Source organism: Acinetobacter sp. ANC_7512 (assembly GCF_056779935.1).
Genome location: NZ_JBWYIX010000010.1, coordinates 20,251 through 47,163 on the forward strand (window position 1 = coordinate 20,251; position 26,913 = coordinate 47,163).

At 38.4% G+C, this 26,913-nt stretch carries 27 protein-coding genes; 10 read left to right on the top strand and 17 right to left on the bottom strand.

Translation table 11 applies throughout. The features are described 5' to 3' along the window. Positions 1 to 60 precede the first annotated feature (60 nt). The 4 genes from AC1M9H_RS10290 to AC1M9H_RS10305 all read right to left on the bottom strand — a co-directional run bounded on the left by AC1M9H_RS10290 (position 61) and on the right by AC1M9H_RS10305 (position 6,287). Positions 61 to 1,164, bottom strand: a complete 1,104-nt coding sequence (locus AC1M9H_RS10290) for a cell division protein ZipA C-terminal FtsZ-binding domain-containing protein (RefSeq protein WP_481613318.1) — start codon at positions 1,162 to 1,164, stop codon at positions 61 to 63. A 1-nt stretch (position 1,165) separates the two neighbouring features. Further along, on the bottom strand, positions 1,166 to 4,618 hold the full coding sequence (gene smc, locus AC1M9H_RS10295) for a chromosome segregation protein SMC (protein WP_481613319.1): 3,453 nt from the start codon (positions 4,616 to 4,618) through the stop codon (positions 1,166 to 1,168). A gap of 10 nt (positions 4,619 to 4,628) precedes the next feature. Next, complete coding sequence (locus AC1M9H_RS10300) at positions 4,629 to 5,324, bottom strand: GntR family transcriptional regulator (RefSeq protein WP_035269253.1); 696 nt, start codon at positions 5,322 to 5,324, stop codon at positions 4,629 to 4,631. A gap of 162 nt (positions 5,325 to 5,486) precedes the next feature. Then, positions 5,487 to 6,287, bottom strand: a complete 801-nt coding sequence (locus AC1M9H_RS10305; protein WP_035269256.1) for a sulfite exporter TauE/SafE family protein — start codon at positions 6,285 to 6,287, stop codon at positions 5,487 to 5,489. Between the two features lie 27 nt (positions 6,288 to 6,314). On the opposite strand from AC1M9H_RS10305, the gene AC1M9H_RS10310 reads away from it, so the two are divergent. The 3 genes from AC1M9H_RS10310 to AC1M9H_RS10320 all read left to right on the top strand — a co-directional run bounded on the left by AC1M9H_RS10310 (position 6,315) and on the right by AC1M9H_RS10320 (position 8,404). Further along, a complete protein-coding gene (locus tag AC1M9H_RS10310) occupies positions 6,315 to 7,067 on the top strand; it encodes a biotin--[acetyl-CoA-carboxylase] ligase (protein WP_092767469.1) in 753 nt (250 codons plus the stop codon). Positions 7,068 to 7,093: 26 nt separating this feature from the next. Beyond that, positions 7,094 to 7,834: a type III pantothenate kinase gene (locus AC1M9H_RS10315; protein ID WP_035269271.1), complete on the top strand. Its 741-nt coding sequence runs from the start codon at positions 7,094 to 7,096 to the stop codon at positions 7,832 to 7,834. Positions 7,835 to 7,936: 102 nt separating this feature from the next. Beyond that, entirely contained in the window at positions 7,937 to 8,404 is a 468-nt protein-coding gene (locus AC1M9H_RS10320; RefSeq protein ID WP_481613320.1) for a hotdog fold domain-containing protein, read from the top strand. A 30-nt stretch (positions 8,405 to 8,434) separates the two neighbouring features. Here AC1M9H_RS10320 and AC1M9H_RS10325 read toward each other — a convergent pair whose 3' ends face one another. After that, the gene (locus tag AC1M9H_RS10325) at positions 8,435 to 8,989 is read right to left on the bottom strand and encodes an RBBP9/YdeN family alpha/beta hydrolase (RefSeq protein WP_179999002.1); all 555 of its coding nucleotides are present in this window, start codon (positions 8,987 to 8,989) and stop codon (positions 8,435 to 8,437) included. A gap of 123 nt (positions 8,990 to 9,112) precedes the next feature. Beyond that, positions 9,113 to 10,519 (bottom strand): signal recognition particle protein, encoded by a 1,407-nt coding sequence (gene ffh, locus AC1M9H_RS10330; protein ID WP_035269264.1) that lies wholly within the window; start codon positions 10,517 to 10,519, stop codon positions 9,113 to 9,115. Between the two features lie 143 nt (positions 10,520 to 10,662). On the opposite strand from ffh, the gene AC1M9H_RS10335 reads away from it, so the two are divergent. The 7 genes from AC1M9H_RS10335 (at position 10,663) to AC1M9H_RS10365 (ending at position 17,713) form a co-directional block, all read left to right on the top strand. Next, positions 10,663 to 11,472 (top strand): cytochrome C assembly family protein, encoded by an 810-nt coding sequence (locus AC1M9H_RS10335; protein ID WP_092767475.1) that lies wholly within the window; start codon positions 10,663 to 10,665, stop codon positions 11,470 to 11,472. Positions 11,473 to 11,832: 360 nt separating this feature from the next. Further along, a complete protein-coding gene (locus AC1M9H_RS10340) occupies positions 11,833 to 12,246 on the top strand; it encodes a type IV pilin protein (RefSeq protein ID WP_481613321.1) in 414 nt (137 codons plus the stop codon). 1 nt (position 12,247) lies between these two features. Further along, the gene (locus AC1M9H_RS10345; protein ID WP_092767479.1) at positions 12,248 to 12,775 is read left to right on the top strand and encodes a pilus assembly FimT family protein; all 528 of its coding nucleotides are present in this window, start codon (positions 12,248 to 12,250) and stop codon (positions 12,773 to 12,775) included. After that, positions 12,747 to 13,193 (top strand): PulJ/GspJ family protein, encoded by a 447-nt coding sequence (locus AC1M9H_RS10350; RefSeq protein WP_481613322.1) that lies wholly within the window; start codon positions 12,747 to 12,749, stop codon positions 13,191 to 13,193. The genes AC1M9H_RS10345 and AC1M9H_RS10350 overlap by 29 nt, the downstream gene beginning before the upstream one ends. Positions 13,194 to 13,196: 3 nt before the next feature. Beyond that, the gene (locus AC1M9H_RS10355; RefSeq protein WP_092767483.1) at positions 13,197 to 13,859 is read left to right on the top strand and encodes a PilW family protein; all 663 of its coding nucleotides are present in this window, start codon (positions 13,197 to 13,199) and stop codon (positions 13,857 to 13,859) included. A 41-nt stretch (positions 13,860 to 13,900) separates the two neighbouring features. Beyond that, positions 13,901 to 16,648 carry a bactofilin family protein gene (locus AC1M9H_RS10360; protein WP_481613323.1) on the top strand — a complete coding sequence of 916 codons (2,748 nt, stop codon included), beginning with the start codon at positions 13,901 to 13,903 and terminating at the stop codon, positions 16,646 to 16,648. A gap of 114 nt (positions 16,649 to 16,762) precedes the next feature. Then, the gene (locus tag AC1M9H_RS10365; RefSeq protein ID WP_481609090.1) at positions 16,763 to 17,713 is read left to right on the top strand and encodes a tRNA-dihydrouridine synthase; all 951 of its coding nucleotides are present in this window, start codon (positions 16,763 to 16,765) and stop codon (positions 17,711 to 17,713) included. 10 nt (positions 17,714 to 17,723) lie between these two features. Here AC1M9H_RS10365 and AC1M9H_RS10370 read toward each other — a convergent pair whose 3' ends face one another. From AC1M9H_RS10370 to acnD, 11 genes are all read right to left on the bottom strand, one after another. After that, positions 17,724 to 18,128 carry an NUDIX hydrolase gene (locus AC1M9H_RS10370; protein ID WP_481609089.1) on the bottom strand — a complete coding sequence of 135 codons (405 nt, stop codon included), beginning with the start codon at positions 18,126 to 18,128 and terminating at the stop codon, positions 17,724 to 17,726. A 72-nt stretch (positions 18,129 to 18,200) separates the two neighbouring features. Continuing rightward, positions 18,201 to 18,665, bottom strand: coding sequence for a YybH family protein (locus AC1M9H_RS10375; RefSeq protein ID WP_179998993.1), 465 nt, complete (start codon positions 18,663 to 18,665; stop codon positions 18,201 to 18,203). Positions 18,666 to 18,898: 233 nt separating this feature from the next. After that, positions 18,899 to 19,237, bottom strand: coding sequence for a zinc ribbon domain-containing protein YjdM (locus AC1M9H_RS10380; RefSeq protein WP_035269853.1), 339 nt, complete (start codon positions 19,235 to 19,237; stop codon positions 18,899 to 18,901). Positions 19,238 to 19,380: 143 nt separating this feature from the next. Further along, complete coding sequence (locus AC1M9H_RS10385) at positions 19,381 to 19,761, bottom strand: ribonuclease E inhibitor RraB (RefSeq protein ID WP_481613324.1); 381 nt, start codon at positions 19,759 to 19,761, stop codon at positions 19,381 to 19,383. A 166-nt stretch (positions 19,762 to 19,927) separates the two neighbouring features. Beyond that, positions 19,928 to 20,593: an RluA family pseudouridine synthase gene (locus tag AC1M9H_RS10390; protein WP_035269858.1), complete on the bottom strand. Its 666-nt coding sequence runs from the start codon at positions 20,591 to 20,593 to the stop codon at positions 19,928 to 19,930. Positions 20,594 to 21,154: 561 nt separating this feature from the next. Continuing rightward, entirely contained in the window at positions 21,155 to 21,415 is a 261-nt protein-coding gene (locus AC1M9H_RS10395; protein WP_481587208.1) for a hypothetical protein, read from the bottom strand. A 72-nt stretch (positions 21,416 to 21,487) separates the two neighbouring features. Continuing rightward, complete coding sequence (locus tag AC1M9H_RS10400; RefSeq protein ID WP_481613325.1) at positions 21,488 to 22,219, bottom strand: hypothetical protein; 732 nt, start codon at positions 22,217 to 22,219, stop codon at positions 21,488 to 21,490. 148 nt (positions 22,220 to 22,367) lie between these two features. Next, positions 22,368 to 22,910, bottom strand: coding sequence for a DUF4126 domain-containing protein (locus tag AC1M9H_RS10405; protein ID WP_481613326.1), 543 nt, complete (start codon positions 22,908 to 22,910; stop codon positions 22,368 to 22,370). Between the two features lie 118 nt (positions 22,911 to 23,028). Further along, positions 23,029 to 23,235 (bottom strand): zinc ribbon-containing protein, encoded by a 207-nt coding sequence (locus AC1M9H_RS10410; RefSeq protein WP_257227605.1) that lies wholly within the window; start codon positions 23,233 to 23,235, stop codon positions 23,029 to 23,031. Positions 23,236 to 23,670: 435 nt separating this feature from the next. After that, entirely contained in the window at positions 23,671 to 24,180 is a 510-nt protein-coding gene (locus AC1M9H_RS10415; protein ID WP_481613327.1) for a hypothetical protein, read from the bottom strand. Positions 24,181 to 24,249: 69 nt separating this feature from the next. Continuing rightward, the gene (acnD, locus tag AC1M9H_RS10420; protein WP_481613328.1) at positions 24,250 to 26,868 is read right to left on the bottom strand and encodes a Fe/S-dependent 2-methylisocitrate dehydratase AcnD; all 2,619 of its coding nucleotides are present in this window, start codon (positions 26,866 to 26,868) and stop codon (positions 24,250 to 24,252) included. Positions 26,869 to 26,913: the final 45 nt, after the last annotated feature.

Sequence of the window (26,913 nt, forward strand, 5' to 3'; positions counted from 1 at the left end):
ATAATTTCAACCTAAACAGTATAAATGACTTTACACAAATTCAGTAAGTCACCTAGGTGATTAAACAGCTTGACCTGATCTATAGTCGATCGCTTTATGGCGCCAGTGTTCTTTTAACTGCGGTGTAAATTCAAGATTATTTTCATCATAGACGGTACCATCTGTTTCACGTGCAATAAGCCCTGCAATACTCACCATACTGTCATAGCCTTTTTGAACATTATGATGCGGTAATGCTAAGAAGAATGCTAAACCTTGAACTTGTTCACCAGATAATGTTTCTAAATCGAAACCTGCAGGACCCTGATCTGTGATTCTGAGTACGGAAAACAGCAATGGGCTGACTGCATCAGGAGTTTCATAACGATGGAAACAGTTCATTTCGCCAAAGCGCAATCCATATTTCATTAACACTTTCAAAGCTTTATCACCAGAAAGTGCTTTTCGAGGGTTCGGATACATATTCAAACTAATAATGTATTCGGCATTTGCTAAAGCACTTTCATCATCAAAACGTTGCTGTTCATGTAAATGCACATCCAAGATGCTGCTTTCTTCTTCAAATTCTTTGATTTCAGCAGTTTGAATATTAGGATTTAATACAAAACTTGGCTCAACTTTTTTCACGTCTTCAGTTGTAGTTTCTACGATTGAATCTTTGGAAATAATATCTGCACTTTGAGTGTCGGTTACACCATCAATCGACTGAGCTTTACTCTCGACTGTTTCTGTATTTTTTTCTAGTGGGTCAGTCTCAGTGCTGTCCGAGTTTTTACTGGAGTCGAGCAGAGATTTACTTTCTTTCTCTGCAAGGTCTACCGAAGTATTCAATTGCACTGTATCTACCACTTCTACAGTTTCTTGAATATTTTCAGGCGTCTTTGTAGCTTGTTGAACAGCTGTTTGATCCAATTGAGCCACTTCACTCGCTTCAATGTCTTTCAAACTTGGTTCTACGCGCTCAGAAGAAGCCAATGGAGCAGCTTGCGCCTGTAAAAGACTACGAACATGACGCGGAATGACGGGTTGATTACATTGTTCATTTATATGTAATTCAGCATCTAATGACGGTGCTGCATCACTCGGCTTGCGCAGGATCATAAACAACCCTATGCAACAGATCACGATTGCGATCACAATTCCGATAATGGTACTGATTTCCATATTAAGACTCCGCAGCTAAACCGTATTCTTTCGCTTCTTCTAGATCAACAGTGACTAACTTCGATGTTCCTGGCTCAGGCATTGTTACACCAAGTAAGTCAGTAGCCATCGTCATCGCAACTTTATTGTGTGTAATGTAAATGAATTGGACCTGTTCAGAAAGCTCTTTTACTAAATTACAAAAACGTCCAACATTTGCATCATCTAACGGTGCATCAACCTCATCCAATACACAAAATGGTGCTGGATTCAGTCGAAATATAGCAAAAACTAATGCTAGTGCTGTTAGTGCTTTTTCACCGCCTGATAACAATGCTAAAGAGCTATTTCTCTTTCCTGGTGGTCGAGCCATTAGCTTTACACCAGATTGCCAATCATCTTCTAAACTTAAACTTGCTTCACCACCATTAAACACCTTTGGGAATAAGTTTTGCAATTCCGCATTTACTTGATCAAAGGTAGTCATGAATAATTTTTTAGTTTCTTGATCAATACTTTTCATCGCGTCTTTTAATTGTGCGACTGTTTTTTCAAGATCTTCAATTTGATGGCTTAAATCTTCATAGCGCTTTGATACTTCTTCATACTCTTCTGAAGCTGCTAAGTTCACAGCGCCTATTTTGTCAAACTGACGCTGTGCTTGCTCTAACTGCTGTTGGTGCTGACTCAGATCGATTTGCATATTTTCTAATAATTCAGCATTAAGCTCTTTTAATTGTTCAGCATAATGTTGTAAATCAGATTTAGCCACTTGCCATGCTAAACGCTTCTCTTCTAACTGGGTTCTAAAGTGCTCATCACTTTGCTGATGATTTAATCGTAGCTCCGTCAATTTTTGTTGCTTAGACTGTATTTCATTAAGTTCGACTTGCCATGAGGACCAAGTCTTTTGTAACTTTTCAGTCTGCTGCTTTTGAACCTCATATTGGCTTTGCAAAGTGGGTAATTCTAATTGAATCGGATCCACGAAATTTTTAGCTTGTGTAATTTGAGTGATGATCTGCTGATATTGCGTTTTTAGAAAACTTGCATCTTTTTCCAACAGCTCAATTTGTTGCTGATTTTGCGTATGAGTACGGCGGTTTGTTTCTAACTCTTGTTGTTTTTTGTAGACTAAGTCCTGAAGATGCTCAACCTGATCATTCAATTCTTCAACTTGAAACTCTAAGGTTTTGTAGTGTGGAAGATTGTGTTCAATTTTAAGCATCAATGCATGTAAATCGATTTCCAAATCATCTTTTTGCATCGCATCTTCTTCAAGCTGCGCATCAAGTTGAGCAATTTGTGACTCGATGTGTAGATTTTGCGACTCGAAAGCCTGCTGAGCCATTTGCTGTTTTGCAATCTTCACTTCAACTTGGTGAGCAAGGGCTTGATGATTTTTTAACGCTTTTTGCAACTCCGTACATTCACTATTTTTTTGTTCAAGCTTTAATTGCATCTCAGCGAGTTTGAGCGTCATTGACTCATGCGCTTTCACCATTTGTGTCAACTCTGAATCAATTTCATCTAATCGAATTCGGTGGCTAAGTGCTCCTTGAGCATCTTGACTCGACTCATCAAAGTACAGACCAATCATCCAGTCAGGACCAATATGATAGCCATCCAAACTTAAAATAGACTCACCTTGTTTTAATTGAGGCTGTAATTGAAGCGCCTGCTCAAAATCTTGAGCTATCGCAACGTTTAACCATAATGAGTTTTGGGGGAAATCAATCCAGCTCGCTAATGTGGGTAAACCAAGTACAGTCCCAGATACATCTTGCTGAATAACTTTTAATTGACGGGCAGATTCGGTCTGAAATAAATCTTCACTCTTTAACGTATTCGCATGCAGCCACTTTGACAGAAATTTTTCGACCAATGCTGCAAATGGTTTCGCCTGATCTTTTAGCTTCAAATTTTGCATTAAAGGGTCATTGCTCTTCGATGCATGTCGACTGACTTTCACCACAAGCTGTTGTAATTGTTTTTGTTCAGATTTCAAAATCTGGATGTGTGAATTCAAATCTGTGCATTTACTTTTTTGCTCAGTCAATGAGATTTGATCACGTTTCAATTGAGTTTCTAATTTCTCAATTCTTTCTTCTAGACGAACGATTTCAATCTGTACATCATGTTTTTCATGCAGGAGATTGTCAATATCATCCTGTTCATACTGTGCTTGATTTTGAGATTTTTGTTCGACCAAAGTTTGCTTTTGCTGCTCAATTCGAAGCACATTTTTAGCCAATTGATCACTCTGCGCCAACATTTGTGCACGTTGCTGTTGTTGCTTTTCAACCAATGCTTTTATTTCAGAAAATGATTTTTGCGCTTCAAGTTGCTTTGCCTTCAGCTCATTGAATTGTTGTAAATCAAGCTGTGCATTTGATTCAGTATCACTCAATGTTGTTGCTTGATGTTCTTGCTGGAGGATCAAATTTTCCAACTGAATATCAATCAGTTGCATCCGCTCTTTGGTTTGTATTTTTTGCTCTTCAAGCTGCTTTAAAGTTAAAGTATTTTGAGCAAACAATTGCTGTTTTTGATCCAAATTGGCTTGTAATTCAGCCAGCTTTTTTTCAGCTTGTTGCCATTCTTGCTGAAGTGGTGTGGATTGTTGCATTAATCGCTGAAATAACTCATTTGTTGCTGTTAAATCATGCTCAACAGTGGTGAGTTCAGAACGAACAAGCTTAAATTGCTCACCCAATTCAGTCATTTCAGTTGTATATTCTTGTTGAATTCGTTCACTTTGATGGCATTGAAATGAAAGTATCTCAACTTTCAAAGTTCGAATTTCAGTCTCTAAGGCTTTATATTGAAGTGCAGCTTCTGCTTGACGCTTTAGTGTCTTTAATTGGGATTTTAATTCAACAGCAATGTCATTTAGACGACTTAAATTTTGATGAGTATGTTCTAAATGTTGCATCGTCTCACGACGACGTGCTTGATAACGTGATACTCCAGCAGCTTCTTCGATATAAACGCGCATTTCATCTGGTTTTGCATCGACCAAACGGTTAATCATGCCTTGTTCAATAATCGCATACGAACGAGGACCTAAGCCTGTTCCTAAAAAAATATCTGTAATATCACGGCGGCGGCATTTTGTACCATTAAGAAAATATTCAGATTTACCATCGCGATTGACTTGGCGACGTACCGCCAACTCACTATAAGCGTTATATGCTCCACCTAGTTTTCCATAGGTGTTTTCGAAGCGTAATTCTACACTCGCCATTCCCACTGGTTTACGCTTTGCTGTCCCAGTAAAAATGACATCCTGCATACTTCCACCACGTAACTGGCGTGCGCTTGACTCTCCCATCACCCATCGGATTGCATCGATGACGTTGGATTTACCACAACCATTTGGTCCCACGACTGCGGTACGGTTGGCTTTAAATTGTAAGGTGCTGCTATCCGCAAAAGATTTAAAGCCAGAGAGTTTTAAGCTGCTTAATCGCATAGTGTCCTGATTATCTGCGCGATCTCCGCGCCCAAGCTAGTTCAATTTGTTTCATTCGTGTCAGTGACTCTAACACTAGATTGCGCAAGTGTCGGCAAAAATCTTCCATAAATAAAGTAGCTTGTTGTGATTTTCGGATCAAAATTGCATCGATCACGAGCTTAATTAATTCAAGTGCTTCTTGGAGCTCTCTACGCGAAGTATTTAAGGTTAAAAAATAACTACGACGTATAGATGGCAACAGTTCGCGATAAAACTTCATTAAGTATGGGTTGGCTACCATATCTTGTTGCTTAGCTAAAAATTGAAATACACCATCGTAAAATTTTTCAGTATTACTTTGTTTAACTTGTTCAATTAAATATTGCAAAAGTTGCTGAAGCGCCTCAGCTTCATGATTACGCCAAGTTTCACTCATACGCTGGACGATCTGCCCTAACATAAGAGCACTCGTATCAAATAAAGCTCGCACTTGTTGGGCAGACATTTCTGACACAATTGCGCCGCGTCTTGGATAAATTTCAATTAAATGCGTGCGTTCAAGTAATAATAAAGCTTCACGTACCGAACCTCGACTCACGTCTAATTCTTTAGCGATACGCAATTCTTGTATACGTTCACCTTCGACCAATTCGCCACTAATAATCTGTTCACTTATATGTCTGGCTATTTGCTCTGAAAGGCTGTCCACTTCTTCCAATTGCATAATATTCCTATTTATTTTTTTACTCACACTTCATCAAGCATGATGCTATTTTATTGTTTTTATACCAATAGCATCATACTGACTATGTCTTTGTCTGACAATTTATCAAATTTTTAAGTCAATACACATCACTATTTTTGAGAGTTATTTGGCATATTTTTCTCAAAATACGCCTTGATAAATAAAATAAATACCTACAGTTGTAAGCAAAGCTGCAAAACATTTTTTCAACATCGCTGCTGACAGTTTATGTGCAACTTTTGCTCCTACTTTTGCGGTGATAAAACTCATTACACTAATGCCAATGAATGCATAAACATGAACATATCCAATGGCATTTTCGATTTCAGCAGGTGCTTTTTGTCCGTAGAACATAAATCCAAATGCACCTGCTAAAGCAATCGGCAGTCCACATGCAGCAGATGTTGCAACAGCTTTTTGCATCACCACCCCATGATGATTTAAATAAGGTACGGTTAAACTTCCTCCACCGATCCCAAAAATTGCTGAAGCCACCCCAATTCCACTTCCCGCAGCCAATTGAGCAGGTACAGAAGGTAGTTGCTTAGATTGATCGACCACCACATTAGCACCACGGAACATACGGTATGCAACCCAAATTGCGAAACAACCGATAATCAATTGCAGCATTGGTCCAGAGATAATACTGGCCAATCCAGCACCAAAAAATGAACCCAGTACCAAACCTGGCGCTAAATTTTTAAATACTGACCATAGCACTGCACCTTTTTTATGATGTGCCATAACCGAGCTAATCGATGTGACCACAATCGTAGCCAATGATGTTCCAAGCGCCATGTGCATAATGACAGTTGGGTCATAACCCATTTGGGTAAATACAATAAATAAAATGGGTACGATGATTAATCCACCGCCCACGCCAAACAACCCTGCAGTAAAACCAGCGATTGCACCAATAGCTAAATATATGATTAACTCCATAAATCTTTTACTCTTCTCAGATTCAACATGGATTTAGAGACTCGCCACCTCAGTCAGCTTTTAACTGAAGCTCAACAACTTCCAGAAGTTTTACTGTTAAAACAGAGCACCACTTCAACCAATGATGAAGTACGCGCACTCATCAAAAAAGGTGTACAGGGTATTCTTGTATGCAGTGAGACTCAAACTCAGGGACGTGGACAACATCAACGACAATGGGTTTCCCCAGTCGGGAATATTTATTTAAGCACATTGCTAGAAACCAAAACACCCTTAGATGGTCGACTATCCCTTGAGATTGCACTTAATATTTTGCAAATTCCTTCATTTAAGTCATTGGATCATTTACAAATCAAATGGCCAAATGACCTTTATAGTGCGCAAGGCAAATGGGGTGGCATTTTGGTAGAGCCTGTAACCCCACATCAGGCGATTGTTGGTGTTGGTATTAATTTATTGCCTGTTTCTGATGCAGCAATCGAACAGCAAACCACATCAATCATGCAATTGGGTTTAGCTCATCCAAATCGAATTAAGATTATTTCAGAGCTTTATCTCGCAATCATGCAAGCTGGACAATGGTTTGAGCATGGAAGTTATAACCTCTCGGGACGTTTCAATCACTATGCTGCTTTTATGAATCAGACTGTAGAGTTTGAGCAAGTGAATAAAACAGTACAAGGTATCTTTAAAGGTATTGGAGATGATGGTCGAATTAATATTTTGACTGAACAAGGTTTAATCGGTTTGTATCAAGGGCGTTTACGCTTAAAAAAATAAAGAAAAGATAGGTCAGCGAATACATGATGAAACGTCTTTGGTTAGATATAGGCAATACGCGTTTAAAATATTGGATCACGGAAGGTGAGCAAATCTTGGAGCATGTGGCGGAGCTTCATCTACAATCTCCTGCGGACTTAATGTTGGGTCTCATCCAACACTTTAAATCTCAAAACCTATCAGAAGTCGGTATCTCATCTGTTCAAGACAAGAAAAATAACGATCGTATACTCAAAATTTTAAAACTGCTGGATATCCCAATTGTCGTTGCTAAAGTTCATCAAGAATATGCAGGACTCCAATGTGGATATACAGAACCGAATCAATTGGGTATCGATCGTTGGCTACAAGTTCTAGCGGTCGTCACCGATCCTCAAGAGAAATATTGCGTGATCAGTTGTGGAACGGCCTTAACAATTGATTTAGCAGATGGATTTACACATTTAGGGGGATATATCGTACCTAATCTCTATCTACAACGAGACTCACTTATTCAAAATACCAAAGGGATCAAAATCCCTGATGCTGCATTTGATGAGTTAAGTCCTGGGCAAAATACAATGGATGCTGTTCATCATGGTATTTTATTGGGATTGGTCAGTATGATCGAAAAAGTTTTAACAACATCTCCAAGAAAATTAATCCTTACAGGTGGAGATGCAGCACTTTTTGCTCAATATTTACAATCTTATGACCCGAAAATTGAAACCGATTTATTATTAAAAGGCTTACAACGCTATCTTGCTGTCACGCAACAAAAAACATAACTTGGTCATCAGGGCTGCTGAACTGAGTGTCTCTTAAAACAAAAAATTATTCACTCAGTGTCAGTACACACATCCAAAATACAAAAAAACAGGCTGAACAACATGAATAACAGGACGTTAAACGTTTGGAATATCGCGAAGAAACTGCCCTTTGGGAAAATACTTTTCAATCAAGTGATCCAACTCAAAGCACCTTATTTCAAGTCGATTCGCACGAAAATTATTGAATTGAGACCAGATTTTTGTCAGGTCCAGATGTCTAAAGAAAAAAGGGTTTTAAATCACCTTAATACTGTACATGCGATCGCATTGTGTAATTTGGCAGAGCTTACTGGTGGTCTAATGACAGAAGTCACTCTTCCACCAAGTCATCGATGGATACCCGACGGTATGCAAGTCAACTATATTAAAAAAGCAACGACCGATTTAACAGCAGTTGCTTATCCTCTGACACCAATTCAAGCGGGGCAATCCATACCAAATAGATTTGTAGCGTGTGTCGAAGTCCATGATCAAAACCAAGCGCTTGTCTTTAGAGCAGAAATCAATATGTGGGTGACATCATGTTAAACACGTCAGTGAGAGCTTATAGCTTCTGAATTAATCTCGAATAATCTCAGCCCAGACCTCAGGCAATGCCGTACAACCTTCTGAATCAATAAAATGGCCTTGATGTTCAGCAGCAACGACATGTGCATCAATACTTTCAGCTTGCTGGAAACTAAATTTAGGCAGAACGCGCTCATCACCTTCAGAATAAATGACCACGCGATCATGAACTTGGTCACGAATGAGTTCAAAATCTATATCAGCAGCATCAATAAATGGATTGACTTGCTCAAGACGCCCTAAACGTCCATTGAAACCAGCAACTAGAATTAATTTTTTGATTTTTTGGTTTAAAAGCACTTGGCTTAAGTAATGTAAAGTTGCAATACACCCGAGACTGTGAGCAACAAAAATTGTTTGATCATCAATTTGAGCTATTTGCTCTTTCATTTGTTGTTCCCACGTTCCTAATTGTGGCGTCTCAGAAGGATCTAATCTCAATACTTTTAATGGAATACCATACTGATCAGCTTGTTGTTGTATCCATGGAAACCAATTTTCTTCAGGGCTTGCCGTATATCCATGCACAACATAAACCTGTGTCATTTTCTTGCACTCTTGACTATATTCTCAACATCATGAATTGATTATTTTTTAAACTAAATAGTAAGTTTGCAAAATTATGTAGCATGAAAAAAGGCGCCAAAGCGCCTTTTTAAATTATGGGAGTTATTTTGGATCTTTGCCACCAAATAACGGACCAACGCCACCGCCGCCACCAAATTTCTTTTGCATACCGCTTAATGATTTCATCATTTTCGCCATACCCGATGGATTCGCAAATTTTTTCATCATTTTTGCCATTTGGGCATGTTGTTTGATCAGCTTATTGACTTCAGCAACATCCATACCACAACCTGCTGCGATACGTTTTTTACGGCTTGGATTCATCAAGTCAGGATTGCGACGCTCTTTGATGGTCATCGATTGAATAATCGCTTCCATTTTCTTCACTTGCTTTTCAGGATTTGCTTGAGCAATCGCATCCTGAATTCCTGAGTTACTCATGCCAGGCAACTTGTCTAAGAAGCCCATCATACCGCCCATTTTATTCATTTGTTCAAACTGCATCAGCATATCTTCAAAGTTGAAGCTGCCGCCTTTTTGCAGTTTTTTCGCCATTTTTTCAGCTTTTTCTTTGTCGACTTTGCGTTCAAGCTCTTCGACCAAAGAAAGAACATCACCCATACCTAAGATACGTTGTGCCACACGCTCAGGATGGAATGGTTCAAGGGCATCGAGTTTCTCCCCCATCCCCAAGAATTTAATAGGCTTACCAGTAATTGCACGAACAGAAAGTGCCGCACCACCACGCGCATCACCATCAGTTTTTGTAAGAATCACACCGGTTAAAGGCAATGCATCATTGAATGCTTTTGCTGTATTTGCAGCATCCTGACCGGTCATTGCATCTACAACGAACAGTGTTTCTGTAGGATTAATCGCTGCATGCAATTCTTTAATTTCGCCCATCATATCGTCATCGATATGTAAACGACCTGCAGTATCGACAATCAATACATCCGCAAATTGAATTTTGGCTTGTTCAATTGCTCGGTTTGCAATCGTAATTGGCTTTTCATCAGCACTTGATTCAAAGAAAATCGCGCCGACTTCACCTGCTACAGTCTGGAGCTGCTTAATCGCTGCAGGACGATAGACGTCGGCAGAAACCATTGCGACTTTTTTCTTTTGTCGCTCTTGTAAAAAACGAGCTAATTTTGCAGCAGTCGTCGTTTTACCTGCACCTTGTAAACCAGCCAATAAAACAACAACGGGAGGCTTTGCAGCAAGATCAAGACTTTCATTTGCCTCACCCATCATTTTGGTGAGTTCATCATGAACAATTTTGACGAATGCTTGGCCTGGAGATAACTGTGACATCACCTCTTGACCTAATGCCTCTTCCTTAACTTTCGCGATAAATTCACGAGTTACAGGAAGTGCAACATCGGCTTCAAGAAGTGCCATACGCACTTCACGTAACGTATCTTTAATATTGTCTTCGGTCAGTTGCCCAGAGCCAGTAACATTTCTTAAACTCTGCGTGAGTCGTTCTGTTAAGGTATCAAACATTGCAAAATCCGCTTAAAATGGTTGTTGCAAAAAAATCTTTCTTAAAATAGAAAATTTATGCATAAGATGCTATAGGATACTGTAGTTCGTTTGGAATTTATATCTTATTAGATGAATATTCAGCATCCATAAAAAGGTTTGACATGATTAGCCTCCCTTTGGTTTACACAATTTTAGCATTGATCGCCTATACCACTGCCTTTTGGTATTTATTTACCCATTTAATGACTAAACGTGTCCCTAATCATTGGTTTATCAGTCTCGTAGCTGGATTAGGCTTGATCTTGCATGCTGTCGTCTTATTGATAGATATGAAAACGCCTTTCGGCATTAACTATAACGTTTTTAATCTCCTTTCATTTACTTCAGCACTCATGCTGTTATTGAGCCTGCTTTATAGCACTTATCGACCTGTACTTGCGCTAAATCTGATTGGAATACCAGTAGCTGCATTGGGTTTAATTTTAGGCTATTCCCTGAGCCAGCCTATACTTACACTTAAACAGAACACGTTTGGACTTGATGTCCATATTATTTTGTCACTCTCAGCTTATGCAGTGCTATTAATGGCAACAATTCACGCAGTTTTGTTGTGGTTACAAGATCGTGAGTTAAAAAACAAACAGAAACATCGTGTTTGGGTAAATCTATTACCCTCCTATCAAGCAATGGAATCTCTGTTATTCGATATGCTTGTTACAGGTTTCATTTTATTAAGTACTGCACTTATCTTCGGCTTTTTTACGATTGATGATTTTTTTGCACAACATTTGGCACATAAAACAGCATTTAGTATTGTCTCTTGGTTTGTTTACGGTGCACTTTTATTTGGACATTATCGTTTTGGTTGGCGCGGTCAAAAAGCGAGACGCTTTACCATTATTGGTTTTATTTTACTTGCAATAGGCTTTATTGGATCAAAATTTGTATTAGAAATGATTCTAGGAAAATAACAATTATGTGATTTAAATCACAATAAATAATAATAATGAAATAAATATCACATCATATTAAATTTTATATATTTTAAATACATTTTAAATATATATAAATAAATTTTAAGTATAAATAAAATTTTCATATTGTAAATAGTAATAAAAATCAATTACTTAAAGTAAAAAACTACATTAAACCTTTATGATAATTTAATAAATAATAGTTAATATTATTTGAATTATTTAATTAATTAATATTAATAATCTGCTCATCGCTTAATACCCCCCATTAATCTCCTATAAGTTGTTATTATTTAGGTTAGTAACTAATGTTACAGTTAGTAAATGGATATTTTTGATGATTATTTTGGGGTATGTATGAAATTGCAAAAAGGTTTTACCTTAATCGAATTAATGATCGTCATCATTATTGTTGCAATCTTGGCCGCAATTGCAGTACCTAGTTATCAAAACTACGTCACCAAAGCAAAAATCAAAGAAGCTCAATCGAATTTAATCGCACTTTCATTAGGTGCTGAAAATGCATATCAAAGAACACTAAACTACCCTAAAGAAACCTTATCAAATACCAACGCAGTAAAAACTAAATTTATAACTTGGAATCCAAGTTCTGATTCATTTAATTTTACGTACACTTCATCAGATGGTGTGAATTATGCGGTTCAGGCAATAGGAACTGAAGCAAGAGTTTTAGGTTGTACATTAACACTCAAAAATGATGGAACTCGTACCGTGGCCGGTTGTGGTTCATATACTGACTGGGTGAAATAATATGCAAAATACTGGTTATAGAAAACAACTTGGTTTCACGCTGATCGAACTAATGATTACGATCGTTGTACTGGCTATTTTGTTATTTGTAGGTACTTCTTTAACCAGAGCTTGGGTAGATCAAAGTCATGTTGATGGAGCGCTAGCAGGTATTAAAAATGCGACTTATCAAGCCCGTTCTGCAGCAATTCGAAACACGAATAATCAAGAGTCTTCACTTGCAGCAGCATCTGTTTGTATAGATAAAACCCATCAAGAAATTAGAGTGATTCGAGTTGCTAAGGACAATACTGATGCGTGTTCAACAAGTGACGGCAACTCGCCTGACCAAAACTATATCCTTCAAAAAATCCCTTATGCATCGAATGTATTTTTCAAAGTAAATAATACAGAGTTTTATTGTCTATCTTTTAACTCGAATGGGATGTTGGTTGCTGCAAGTTCAGCATCAGCAACGTGCAATTCAAATTTAAATTTAACCGTTACAGTTGAGAAGAATAATGAATCAGCAAACATTCAAATCAACTAATCAACGTGGTTTCACATTGTTGGAGTCTCTTGTTGGTTTACTTATATTCTCGATTATTGTTTTTGGTAGCGGTTTAGCAATCAGCAAAATGTTGAACACGCAACGATATATGAACATTGACAATATAGTGATAAACGAACTGCAAAATCGCTTACAAACCATCACTATATCTACTGACTCAACTGATGTTTGTACTTCATTCAATAACCAATCTACCGAAAGTAAATCGTTCACATTAAATGGTAATACCTACTACATTTATTGCAATTTGAATTCTGAAAATATTAGTGAAACGAGCGGTGTCGCAGGTACAAAAATTACATGGCCTGTGTTAGCTGCGAGTACAAATCAATCTAATGCCAAAACCTGCGCTGAAGATAGTATGGAAGGCTTAGATTGTTATCGAGTCGGGAGATAAATCATGAGTCAAAAAGGATTTACGCTCGTTGAGTTGATGGTTGGATTAGTCATTGCAATGTTATGCATGCTAATGATGCTCATGCTTTTTAAACAGACGACTCAAATTGGTATTAGTTCTTCTCGTGATTCGGAATACGATGCTCAAATACGAACAGCATTATCAGTTGCACAGAAGCTCGTTCAAAATGCAGGCTATGGTTCAGGAAAAACATCAGATATTGCTGTAGGAGTGGACACTCAAAATTTACCTGCTGTTTTCTGGCGAATGAATCCAGATCCTGTAACAAGCTTAATGTCTGCAAATACAACGATTAATTACAACTGTGAAGCATTAACTCAAGAAAAAGAAGGTGATACATATCGCTTAATCTTTCTTAAAAAGAATAACTGTGGGTCTGAAGCAGTATTAAATATAGAAACTTTTAGCCAACCTGATGAAAAACAGCATATTGTTTCCTTTAAGACCTTAGAAACAGGCACCGTTTTTAACTTTGTATTAACACCGGGAAATTGTACACCTTTTGGAATTGATAAAAACAACTCCAAAGGTACGCGCCAACTGACGATTACTGCTAATCGTCAATACGCAGATGAAATGCAAAATTCAAACATTGGTCAAACAGTGAGTAATACCGTTTGTCTTAATAACATTGTTAACCTTTAAGAGCGAGATTAAAGATGAATAGTTTAAGAAAGCAGCAAGGCATGGCCACTATTCTTTTGGTCTTGCTCATCGGGCTTACAGTGATGATCATAACATCGACTGTTGCAAAATCACTGATCTCCAACAAAGAAGCAAATGTTGCTGCGCATGCACAAACCAACGTACAACTCATGGGATGGTCAGGTGTTAGCGCCTTTCGTGAATATTTATTAAAAAAATATAAGGATACCGATATTAATGACTTTCGCCAAAGCTTATTAAATACAGGTGAAATTCAGCTTTTAAATGATGATACCAACCAACGTTATGTCACGGTTGAAGTAAAAGATGTAAAAGGTTGCAATGGTTTAACCAATAACCCAGATGGTTCTACTGGAACCAAATGTATTGTCATCGCAAATATTCTGTCGAAAAGTGGGTCAGCTCAATCAGCTACTACGATACAAGCAATCTATGATCTTGCAGCAGACCTGATTAAGTACAAGAGTGTTATTAATTTCACTGGTCAAACATTTATGTCTGGCACTACTATTTCCGGCGAAGATCCAACTAAACCAGATGAATATGTCGAACTGAATGTCGATGGTGGTAGCCTGTCCTTACAAGCTGGTTTCAAAATTCAAAATATCAAAAACTTAACTATTAACGTTAAGAAAGACAAAGATGGTAAAGGTGGAAATGTCTATATTGATTGTTTAATTGATGCCTGTGGTACAAGAAATGGGGCTGTAATTAACATCAATGCTGAGGGCTATGTTCATATTATTAACGGCGGAAATTTTGGCAATATTTCATCTGGTGAGTGGGTTAAACTGTTAACCAATGTCAAAGCAGAAAATATTAAAGCAATTGGTGATGTCACACTTTCTCTTGGTTCTAAGGCTCAAAATATTTCCACTGACGGAAATATTAGTCTTACAGAAGGAGGCTATGCTGCAAACTTACATACCAATAAAGATGTAACACTACGCACGAATGTCGAAGTGTCTTCTATCACCACACACCAAGGGAATGTCAATATTTCCGTTTCTAGTAAAGTCAACGGAAATGTCATGGCAGGTGGCAACGTAACAATGATCGGAACTAGTGTTGTTACGGGTGATATTACCTCAGGCGGGAAAGTTAATATTTCTAGTAGTGACGTTAAAGGCAGTGTAAGAGCTAAAGAGTTTATCGATCTTGATACCCTCTCTAAAATTGAACAATCGGCCTATGCTCACAATCAGTCGCAACAAGGGGTTGGCGCGTACAAGGCTGGAGTCCGCTTAAGTACAAGTTGGATTGGTGGAAATGTGTATTCTAACGGTCCATTACGCTTACTAGATGGTCTTATTACTGAAGATGTAAAAGGTGATGTCTATCTTGCCAACTTTAGTGCTTCAAACCAGAATGGTGTAGTTGAAGGATTTAAGAATGCAATTAGTGGAAAAATTTATGAAAAACTCACAAGCATCCCTCAGCTCAGTACTTTTCCAGATATTCCTAAATACGATGTTTCTGAAACCATAGCCAGTATTCAAGAAGCAATTCAAAATATGACGTTTGAAACCAGAGTCGATGTTCGTCAATATCGAAATGATGCAAACTATATTTTCGTACGTGAATATGGCGCTGCTCGCGTATATTTAAATCATCTTCGCAATGAGAGCTCTAAAATCACTTACATGTATGAGTATGATGCTACTAATAATATTCACAAACAGTTTGCTGTAGATGCTTCAGGAAATAAAACTCAAATCATGAAAATTGACCCTGAGAACTCAAACTCAGGCTCACGAGGTTTCTATTTAGGGAAATACACCTTGAATAGCAAAGATTATGTGGGTGCTATTTGTGAAACTATTCATGAAGAACAGATCATGACCAATAGTTTAGGTCTACGTACTGACCATAAAAGCGGTTATTGTACAAGTCAAATTATTGGATATCTTCCACGTGTCAGTTTAGATTTTAATGGTCTTGATGGTAAAGACCGAACTATATTTGGTTGGCCTAAAGATTACGATTATACATTACCAGACACTTGGTATATTCGTTCAATGGATACATCTACATTCGATAACGCAAGTTTTGCTCCAGGTATTCTGTATTTCGAAGGTAAATTAATTATTTCTGGTAAAGCGAATCTTGCGGCGGATAGTACTGATTCTGTATTCACCAATACATTCCTTGCTGAAGGTGATATTGATGCGATTGCGATGTCTCCTCGCATTTATTCGCCTCGTAATATTACGCGAAATCCAAATGCAACAGATGCCTTAATTTGTTCTCGTAACTTAGGCACTACGTCTAATACTAAGTTTAGTGTTAGTCCACCTGCAACAACACCTGCAACTTTATCGAACAAATTCTTGACGCCAGTGAATTTGTGCCAAGATGCGAATACGATGTATAAAAACACCAATAGATTACCTAACGGTACACTTGATACAGTGACTATTGATAATAAAGAAATAACAAAGTTAGAACTTGGTTTAGTTGCCTTGATGTCTAATCAAGTTGTGCGTATTGGTGCATGTGCACAAATTTATGGTGACGTATTAGCAAGAAGTAATGTTGAAGGTAGTGCAGCATGTGGTATCGGTGAAAAAAATGGAATCTTTGGTAATATCAGCTCTCAAGGTGTCCCACCGTATACTAGTGTTCAACAACACAATACAATGGGTGCTGGTACAAATATTTATATTCCCAAAAATGAATATAAAAATTTAAATAAAGTTGACGATGTGAATGCAAATGATTTCATCGCCATTAAAAATGCAGACCTACAATGGGCTAAATATCAATAATTGGAAGCGAATAGCCCAAACATAAGTTTGGGCTTTTTTTTGTGTGAAATTTCTGACTAGACAAGCTATACAAAACACCGTATAACACCGTTTTTCCCATATTCAGGTGACCATGTGAAACTCGTTTTAGCACCCATGGAAGGTTTAACTGATCCCATCATGCGTGATGTTCTCACACATGTCGGCAGCTTCGACTGGTGTGTAACTGAGTTTATCCGTGTCACTGATTCTGTCCTTCCAGATCACATCTATCATTCTTACTGTCCCGAATTATTCAACGATGGCAAAACAGCAGCAGGAACACCCGTTCATGTTCAATTTTTAGGGAATAATCCAACCATGTTGGCTGCAAATGCCGTTCGAGCGGTGGAGTTAGGTGCACCTGCAATTGATATGAATTTTGGATGTCCAGCTAAAACAGTAAACAGGCATCGAGGTGGTTCTGTATTATTGGATGAACCTGAAACAGTGTATCAACTGGTTAAAGCTGTACGTGATGCAGTGCCTGCTGAAATACCAGTTTCAGCAAAAATGCGTTTAGGTTATATGGATCGTAATTTCACCCTGGAAAATGCACATGCTATAGAAGATGCTGGTGCCGCTTGGGTTACCGTTCATGCACGAACAAAAGCAGATGGCTATACCCCACCCGCCTTTTGGGATCAACTTCAACCCATTCGTCATGCGCTTAGAATTAATGTGATAGCCAATGGTGAAATCTGGAATAACCAAGATGCGCGCCAGTGTTTACTAGAGTCAGGTTGTGAAGATCTAATGATTGGTCGTGCAGCAGTGACAACACCCGATGTCACACAATGCATCCGACAAAATAAAGACGAAGCGATATTACAATGGAGCGATTTAATTACACTCCAAATTCGCTTCTTAAATGGTTCTTATAAAAAAGAAATGAATATGGTCGGACGTTATAAACAATGGCTAGGTATGATGTCTAAACATTATCCTGAAGCAAAACTGTTATGGGATGAAGTGAAACGTCTGAAACAAGTAGATGAAATCATTGCTAAGCTCAATCATTTTCAAAACATTACGCCAACTGTCTAATTTCTAAATTCTAGAATGAATAACTCCGAACTTCACCTTGAAAATTCAGACAGTCTTGAACGCGAGTGCGTTGAACCTCAGACAGTTGCTCTGGACTAAACCATGCATATTCCGTATGTTCCTCAGAGAGTTGAATTTGGGCATTATTTTCAATCACGCATCTAAAGATAAAGGTATGTGAGTTTACCTGTGCGTGATAGTAGACCCCGGATAAATATTGGATGCTTACATCACAACCTATTTCTTCTTTACACTCTCTGAGCAAAGCTTGATGTATGGTTTCACCTTGATCTAAACCACCACCTGGCAACCCCCAACTGTAATTGGAATAGTTTGCTTTCAGTAATAAGACTTGTCCCTCTGGGTTGGTGATCACCGCATGAGAACTCAAACGATAAAAATCATAAAATCCCATGACACGTCTCCAGAATTTAACTCATTCATGAAAGATAACACTGTTTAAGCCCATCTAAATGCTCAAGATAAGCTAAACCACAAGCCTTAATTTTGATTTATCCTTCAAGATGATAGCCTTTCCCGTTGCTAAGTCTACAGGCATAGAAATATGTTGGTGTACCATCACCCATTGTTCATTGGTTTTTTGTAGACATAATGTTGTACGACACCAAGGCATTTGCAGCTGACCTTTTAAGGCTTTATGTTCCACTTTAGAGTGACAGTGTAATACAACCAAATGATCACTCGCATGCACTTTTACATCACGGCGAGTGATTTGCATCCCATCAAAGAAATATGGGCTAAATTTTTGCCATTCTTTTCGATAAGCTTCAGCCCCTTCAAGTTGAGTGCTGACATCAAACATACTTACATTTTGTGCACATTTTTCGATTAACGCATCAACATTATTACCCACTAATGCTGAATCCCATTCTTTTAATTGCGCTAATACTTCATGAGCAGCAACAACATTACCCTCAATCTGAATAGACATGATGTGACCTTATTGTTATTAGTGTGATGAAGTTAACACTTTTAAAGAAAAAGTGTAATGTTATTTTGTGCCAAGCAAAGAAATTTTTATTCTAATTTGTATCTAAAATTCAATTTAAATTGATAAAAAACAACCATTATTTATTAAAACTTATCATTATGATCAGAAAACCAATGACGAGTTATTTTCGCATAAAAAATTGGCCCCAGTTTCACTGAAGCCATTATAAAAGCTTATGCTTTCTTTACATATTCGGACTTAAGTTTCATTGCGCCAAAACCATCTACTTTACAATCAATATCATGACCATCCGTTGCATCTGGCAACAAACGAATACTTTTTGCTTTAGTACCGACTTTGATTACGGATGATGAACCTTTAATTTTTAAATCTTTGATAACCGTTACGGTATCACCATCTGCAAGAAGATTGCCATTTGCATCTTTGATCTGAACCACTTCTTCGAGTGTCTCTCCTTCTTTCCATTCATGTGAACATTCTGGGCAGATCAAGAGGTCCCCATCTTCATAAGTATATTCAGAGGAACATTTTGGGCAATTTGGCAAAGACATAAAAAAATCCAAAAAATTAAAAAAATTTTGCTCAATATACCACTTTCATCTAGCGAATAGAAAAAAACCTTAAATTTTATAAGGTTTAAATAAAAAAAACCTAAGTTCAATCACTTAGGTTCTTTTATTGGCTCTAGCCTTGTTTAGCTTTGAAACTCATCTTCTATATCTTCATCATCATATACATATGCCATACATCCCCATCCATCATACTCACCGTCATAGTCATTGGCTATTTTGGTAAACCACTCTTCTAAATCCACAATATCTGAGTATTCTGGCTCCATATACACATAAATCGTGATAATCCATTCTGCGCATTCAGACTCTTCATCAATAAATAAACTGATCTTTTGTTCTTCCTGAAGCAAGAACAAGGCACATTTTTCAGCTTTGTCTTTAGAGCTAAAAGCAATTGAGTACTCAATCTCATGCGGCTCGCTTAAATCATCTCCATCCTGGAACATTTGCCACAGTACATCGCCATTATCATCATTTGGAAATTGTTCTAAATCACGGCTCATACGTTCATCCTTATTGTGGTTATTGCGTATACAATATCCTAGAGTAGCCTATATTTATTTCATTTTGGAGAAGAATTCATTAGAAATTGTTCTTAACTTTATATGATCGTAATTGTTAAATTTTAGTTAGGCACTCACAATACGTATTTTGCTTGAAGCGTTTCATTCAAAATGGAACTTCACTCACAATTTTAATTTCAATACCACTCAACGGTTGTTGAAACTCTAAATAACTCGCATGCAAAGCCATACGCCCTAAATCACTGAGTTTAGGGTTTGGATGATAGAGTTTATCACCTGTGATCGGATGACCTATGGCTTGCATATGTACGCGTAATTGATGTGAACGCCCCGTAATTGGCGTCAACAAGACACGACTAACATCTAAATGCGCATCATAAGCGACCAATTCAAACAGTGTTAAGGCTGATTTTCCAAGTTCAAAATGAACGATTTGTCTCGGTCTGTTTTCCCAGTCCGTAATTAAAGGCAAGTCTACTTGTCCCTGTTGTGCAATTTTACCTTGCACCAGTGCCACATAATTTTTTTTCACGGTGCGCGCTTGGAACATTTTGCTCACAGCCACTTCAGCATCGCGATGTTTTGCAAACATCAAAATTCCAGAGGTTGCCATATCTAGACGATGAGTAATTTTTGCATTTGGGTATTGAGCAATCACTCTTGAATACGCACTGTCATGATGTTCAGGCAAGCGTCCTGGCACAGACAATAATCCTGCTGGTTTATCAATGACCACCAAATCATCATCTTCATAGACGATGTTAAGCGGACCTTGAGGTGGCATATATACAAAATTATCGTCTAAAGGCATGTGAACAGAGCATTTCTTTGGGATGCGGAAAAATAGCAACTGATCAACTCAGTGTCAATTTATAAGATGAGCGATTTGAGAATTGAGAATTGAGAATTGAGAATTGAGAATTGAGAATTGAGAATTGAGAATTGAGAATTGAGAATTGAGAATTGAGAATTGAGAATTATAATTTTTTTTAAGAGAATTCTGAGGGTGTCAGGGAAAACATGTTGTTTACTTCAACTATTATAACTTTGTAAGTTATAACCCTATTGCCTATAAACTTCTGGTTTATAGCGTCCTAAGCCGAATCAAGACCTCTTGGGTAAGTACTACACGCACGCCGTACGCAACTGGTAGCAATCTACTCTTTTCGATCCCGTCACACCCTTGAAATATATAATAGCGAGACTGCGTCGGGATTAATTTCCTAAGATTAACGTATTTTAGCATCGAATAAAAAAATATTTCATTTCATCTTATAAATACAATATTTTTTCCCAAATAGGTTCACTGATACACTTTTTTTAGCGTTTTAGAGCTAAATATTGCAATTAAAATTCAAGTCGACTTTTGATTTTAGAGAGTGGCTTGAATCCAAGATGCAATGCTCCACCACAACATCATGGCAAACATTCCGCACATAAGATTAGCGAGTACTTTTTGTAGTTGAGATAATTCAGATTTGTAAATTTTGAGGTTAATCACATAAGCAACGATACCCAATACCGCTCCTACTGCACCACCAATGAGTAACAGTAAAATTGGCCAGCCTGCCATCAAATGAACTTTAACACCTAAAGACGTTTTTTCATTTTCAGCTATGCTGCTCATTTCCATGTAATTCTTCCTCTTGCAATCATTTTTACTGTAAATGATCAAGCAAAATTCGCACCAACCTTATTAAAAAAACTATTCAAAATTGAGCTCATCAAAGTCCTTGATTTTGGACAGATAGATTGGTGAATAATTCACTTTAGACCAGGTATGCTTAAATTTTTCCTGAAGACCCCGATCCGCCAAATTGATATTTTGTGAATGCTTTTTTTGATGACTGAGAAAATTAATACTTACTCTATAATCAGTATATGGGCCATGATTACTAGAAAGATCATAACCAATCAAACGCATATCCTGCTGCTCTAAACGAAACTTATAACTCCAATAGCCATAACGACCGTGTCCATAATGGATCCCCAGAATATTCTTGCGGATATCAACACAGAGTTCTGGCGGAAAATAAACACCTCCCTCTTCATTTTCCGATGAAAATGCAGTCAGATTCTGCATCAGTTTTTGATATGTGAATTGATTCTGTAATAGCACCAGAATGCCACGTCGGTTACGATCTAGCTTGCCCTGATCAAGATGGCTCACCCACCCTTTGGGATCAATTTTTTTTACAATCAGTACGGCATCCTTTTGGCCATCCTGATTCAAATCACCTTCTACGGCATCGAACAGAAAGTATTGGTCTGGAATAAAGTCCTTAAATTTTTTTGCCTGCTGTTGAAGTTTGATTTCTTCTGGGCTTAGTGTTTTCTGCTGTGGAGTGTTCGCCCATAACGGTACTGAAGCAATCGAACATGCCATAAGTATCGCGACTGATATACCATGATGCTTTAATATTTTTAGCACAGGCATCTGCTGAGCTCCTTTATAATTTTTATAATGTTTTTAGCCAATATAATTTTTAGATGAATTGGAATGGTAATCGTGATTCAACATATTTTTATGATGTTCCATTGAGATTTTAAAGGGGACTTTCGGCATTCTTTACCATGCGTCTTTTCTAACGAATCCAACGTACTGCCCAAACCACACCAATTAGTAAAACAATCACTACCAATACTGGTGTAAAGAATGACAATACGGAAATCGCCAATGCGCTGACCCACTCACCTGTAGAAACCACAGGATTTGCCACGCCACCCGTGGTTGCAGTCGATACGCCCCGTGCTGCCACTGTCCCAAGTTGCACTACTCCTGCTGTTCCACCACCGACGATGATTGCGGCAGCCCAACTTGCAAATTGCGACATTTCGCCAGAGCTTACAGCCATGGTCGTCAATGTTCCAGCCACCATCGCGGCAGGTGTTGCAATAGTGTCGAGTAAGTTGTCTACCCATGGGATGTAATAAGCACCTATTTCACACAGTGTGGCAAAGCCTAGTGCAATGCAGACCGATGGCATCGCCAACCATTCAAAACCTTTGATGGGTTCAAAAAGGCCCATAATGGCAGCAATACTCATCACCAATAATGGAACAAATACGCGGAAGCCACATGCAGCACTCAATCCTATACCAAGACATAAACCGAGTATTGTTTCCATAGCAAACCTTTTTATTTATATGTTTTTAATTTGCTTAAGGTAACAAAAAAGCCCTATGGTGTAATAGGGCTTTTGTTTAAAACAGTGGTGTCTGTTTTAGTGTGTTTGCTTGAGCGAATTATTTTTTAAATTGATTGCTTAAGCATTTGGTACACGGTGGTAAACGATCAGTACCAATTTCTAAGTAAGCACGATGCCCACATTGAACGCAAAAATAGAAACCTGTTCCCGGTTTAGAGCCAGCTGTAACCATTTTTGTTCTCCGTATAATTTTAGAAATGGTGGAATCACTATAACGGAGAATGAATGGCTTTTTATTGTCCATTTCGACAGATGATGATGACGATTGGGCAAAGCGATATTCACGATCGAAATTCTAATGGCTTTACACAGGTTTAGCGACCCAATTTTCGACGTTTAAAGCATTTACTCTTAAAAACTCTTTTTCATTATTGGTAAACATTAGCCCGTTATTAGCTCTTGCAAAAGCTGCAAGCAACAAATTATTTTTTCCAATAATCTAGCCTTTCTGCGTTAAGTCTTTACTAATCTTGCATAGTGCTATGAAAAACTTTCATCTATTTCAATTGCTTGAGTCATGGATGTTAACTCTTCAATTGCATGCAACGCTTTTGATTTGTCCTGACTTTTTCAGCACCACTTCACAGCTCGCCTAAGGTAGTCACCTAAATGATAATATTGACAAAGAGTAATGTTTTTCGAGATAAGAAATTCACATTTACTTATTTCCTAAAGGTATCTAATCATAAATATAGTCATATTTTTTTGTTTTATTATTATATCTATATGAATAACTTGCAGCCTCTTCACCATTAATCCAAATACTAACCTTAGCAAGAGGAGCTGGTTTTTGAAAATGCCATAAACTAAAAACTCCCTTGTAAGGATGTCCATTTGGTTGAATTAAAGTAGATCTTTTTCTATTTAAAGGATAATTATTGTAAATTTTATCTGGCTTACCATGTTCATGAAACAATCCTATTCCTTGACTCTTTATTTCCACACTATATGGAACAGGTCTAATCGACCCATTACTAAAAGAAAAGTGAACTAATTGTCCATTTTGTATACTTTTAATTAAATTTCTGTCTGTTTCGTATCCTACAACTATAGAATAAGATGAAAGCTCTTCTTCTAATTTCTTTTGCTTCTCATATTGCTCAGTAATAACTACAGATTGTTTGTATGTATATAATGCTGTGAAACCTGAAATTATTATTGCCAATATTGATAAAGTATTTGATAACATTTATTACTTCTTTTTTATAATTAATCCAACGAAAAGCCCATAAAATTTGGACTTTTCGCATTAAAAATATCAATCTACTTTCCCTTCTAAGAAATCTTGTGCAAAGCGTTGCAACACCCCGCCCGCTTCATAAACAGATACTTCTTCTTCGGTATCCAAACGACACGTTACAGGCACTTCAATTGTTTGATTTTTACCATCCGCCGTTGAACGCTCAATAACTAAAGTCAAGGTCGAACGAGGTGCAATATTCCCAATCACGCTATACAGCTCTGTACCATCCAAACCTAAAGTTTTACGGTCAGTTCCTGCCTTAAACTCAAGCGGTAACACACCCATACCGACCAAGTTGGTACGGTGAATACGTTCAAAACCTTCAGCTACAATGGCTTCTACACCTGCAAGGCGTACACCTTTCGCAGCCCAGTCACGGCTAGAACCTTGACCGTAGTCTTTACCTGCAACAATGATCAAAGGCTGTTTACGGTTCATGTAGGTTTCAATGGCTTCCCACATACGCATTACTTCGCCTTCAGGCTCTACACGCGCTTTTGAACCTTGCTTAATCGTACCGTCCGAACGTACCACCATTTCGTTATACAATTTCGGATTGGCAAAGGTCGCACGTTGTGCCGTTAAGTGGTCACCACGGTGCGTTGCGTATGAGTTAAAGTCTTCTTCAGGCACGCCCATTTTATGTAGATATTCACCTGCTGCCGAATCCATCATAATCGCATTCGATGGTGATAAATGATCCGTGGTGATGTTATCGCCTAAAATCGCAAGCGGACGCATATTGGCTAAAGTACGTGGTGCTGCAAGTGCGCCTTCCCAATATGGCGGACGACGGATATAGGTACTTTGCGGACGCCAGTCATATAATGGGCTTGCAGCTTGAACCTTCTCACCCAAATCAAACATTGGGATATACACTTTCTTAAATTGCTCAGGTTTTACTGCAACTTTCACCAGTGCATCAATTTCTTCATCCGATGGCCAAATGTCTTTTAAATAAATCGGGTTGCCGTCTTTGTCATGTCCTAAAGCATCCATTTCGATATCAAAACGAATCGTCCCTGCAATCGCATACGCCACAACTAAAGGTGGAGATGCCAAGAATGCTTGTTTTGCATAAGGATGGATACGACCATCAAAGTTACGGTTGCCTGATAAAACAGCCGTTGCGTAGAGGTCACGGTCAATAATTTCTTGCTGAATTTTTGGATCTAACGCACCTGACATCCCGTTACATGTGGTACATGCATACGCCACGATACCAAAACCGAGTTTTTCTAAATCACCGAGTACACCTGCTTCTTCTAAATACAATGCTGCGGCTTTAGAACCCGGTGCAAAAGATGATTTCACCCACGGCTTACGCACTAAGCCGAGTTCATTCGCTTTACGAGCAAGCAAGCCAGCTGCAACCGTATTACGTGGGTTTGATGTATTGGTACATGATGTAATCGCTGCGATGATGATTGCACCATCAGGCATTAAGCCTTCTGCTTCTTGCGCACGTGCTGCTTCTAAATTACCTGCAATACCTTTGGCTTTTAAATCGCTTGTTGATACACGCGCATGTGGGTTTGATGGACCTGCAATATTACGAGTTACGGTTGATAAATCAAAACGGAGTACACGTGGGTACTCGGCTTTAGTCATATCACTTGCCCACAGACCAATTTCTTTGGCATAGGTTTCTACAAGCTTCACTTGCTCAGGCTCACGACCTGTCAGTGTTAGATAATCAATGGTGTTTTGGTCGATATAGAACATCGCAGCCGTTGCACCGTATTCAGGGGTCATATTGGAGATGGTTGCACGGTCACCAATCGACATTGTGTCTGCACCTTCACCAAAGAACTCTAAATATGCGCCAACCACACGCTCTTTACGCAAGAACTCTGTTAAAGCCAATACGATATCAGTTGCCGTAATGCCCGGCTTACGCTGACCAACGAGCTCTACGCCAATAATGTCTGGCAGACGCATCCACGATGCACGGCCGAGCATCACGTTTTCAGCTTCTAAGCCACCGACACCAATTGAAATGACACCTAAAGCATCCGTATGCGGTGTATGTGAATCTGTGCCCACACACGTGTCAGGGAAAGCCACGCCACCACGGTTTTGAATCACTGGAGACATTTTCTCCAAGTTGATTTGATGCATGATGCCATTACCCGCAGGAATCACATCAACATTTTCAAAGGCAGTTTTGGTCCACTCAATAAAATGGAAACGGTCTTCATTACGACGATCTTCCACCGCACGGTTTTTCTCAAATGCATCAGGATCAAAACCACCGTACTCGACTGCGAGTGAGTGATCGACAATCAGCTGAGTTGGTACCACGGGATTGACTTTAGATGGGTCTCCACCTTGATCGGCAATCGCATCACGCAAACCTGCAAGGTCCACCAATGCTGTTTGACCTAAAATATCGTGGCAAACCACACGTGCTGGATACCAAGGGAAATCGTGGTCTTGTTTGTTAAAGATTAATTCTTTAAGAGACTGCTCTAAAATTGCAGGATCGCAACGGCGTACCAATTGCTCTGCAAGCACTTTAGAAGTATATGGGAGTTTTGCGTATGCGCCTGGCTGAATATCTTCAACGGCTTGACGCACATCATAATATTCGAGCTGGGTACCTTGCAGTGGTTTACGGTAGTTGTTATTCATCGCGTTCCTGCCTTGCCTTGAGCATCTTTTTTCTAAACTTTCTAA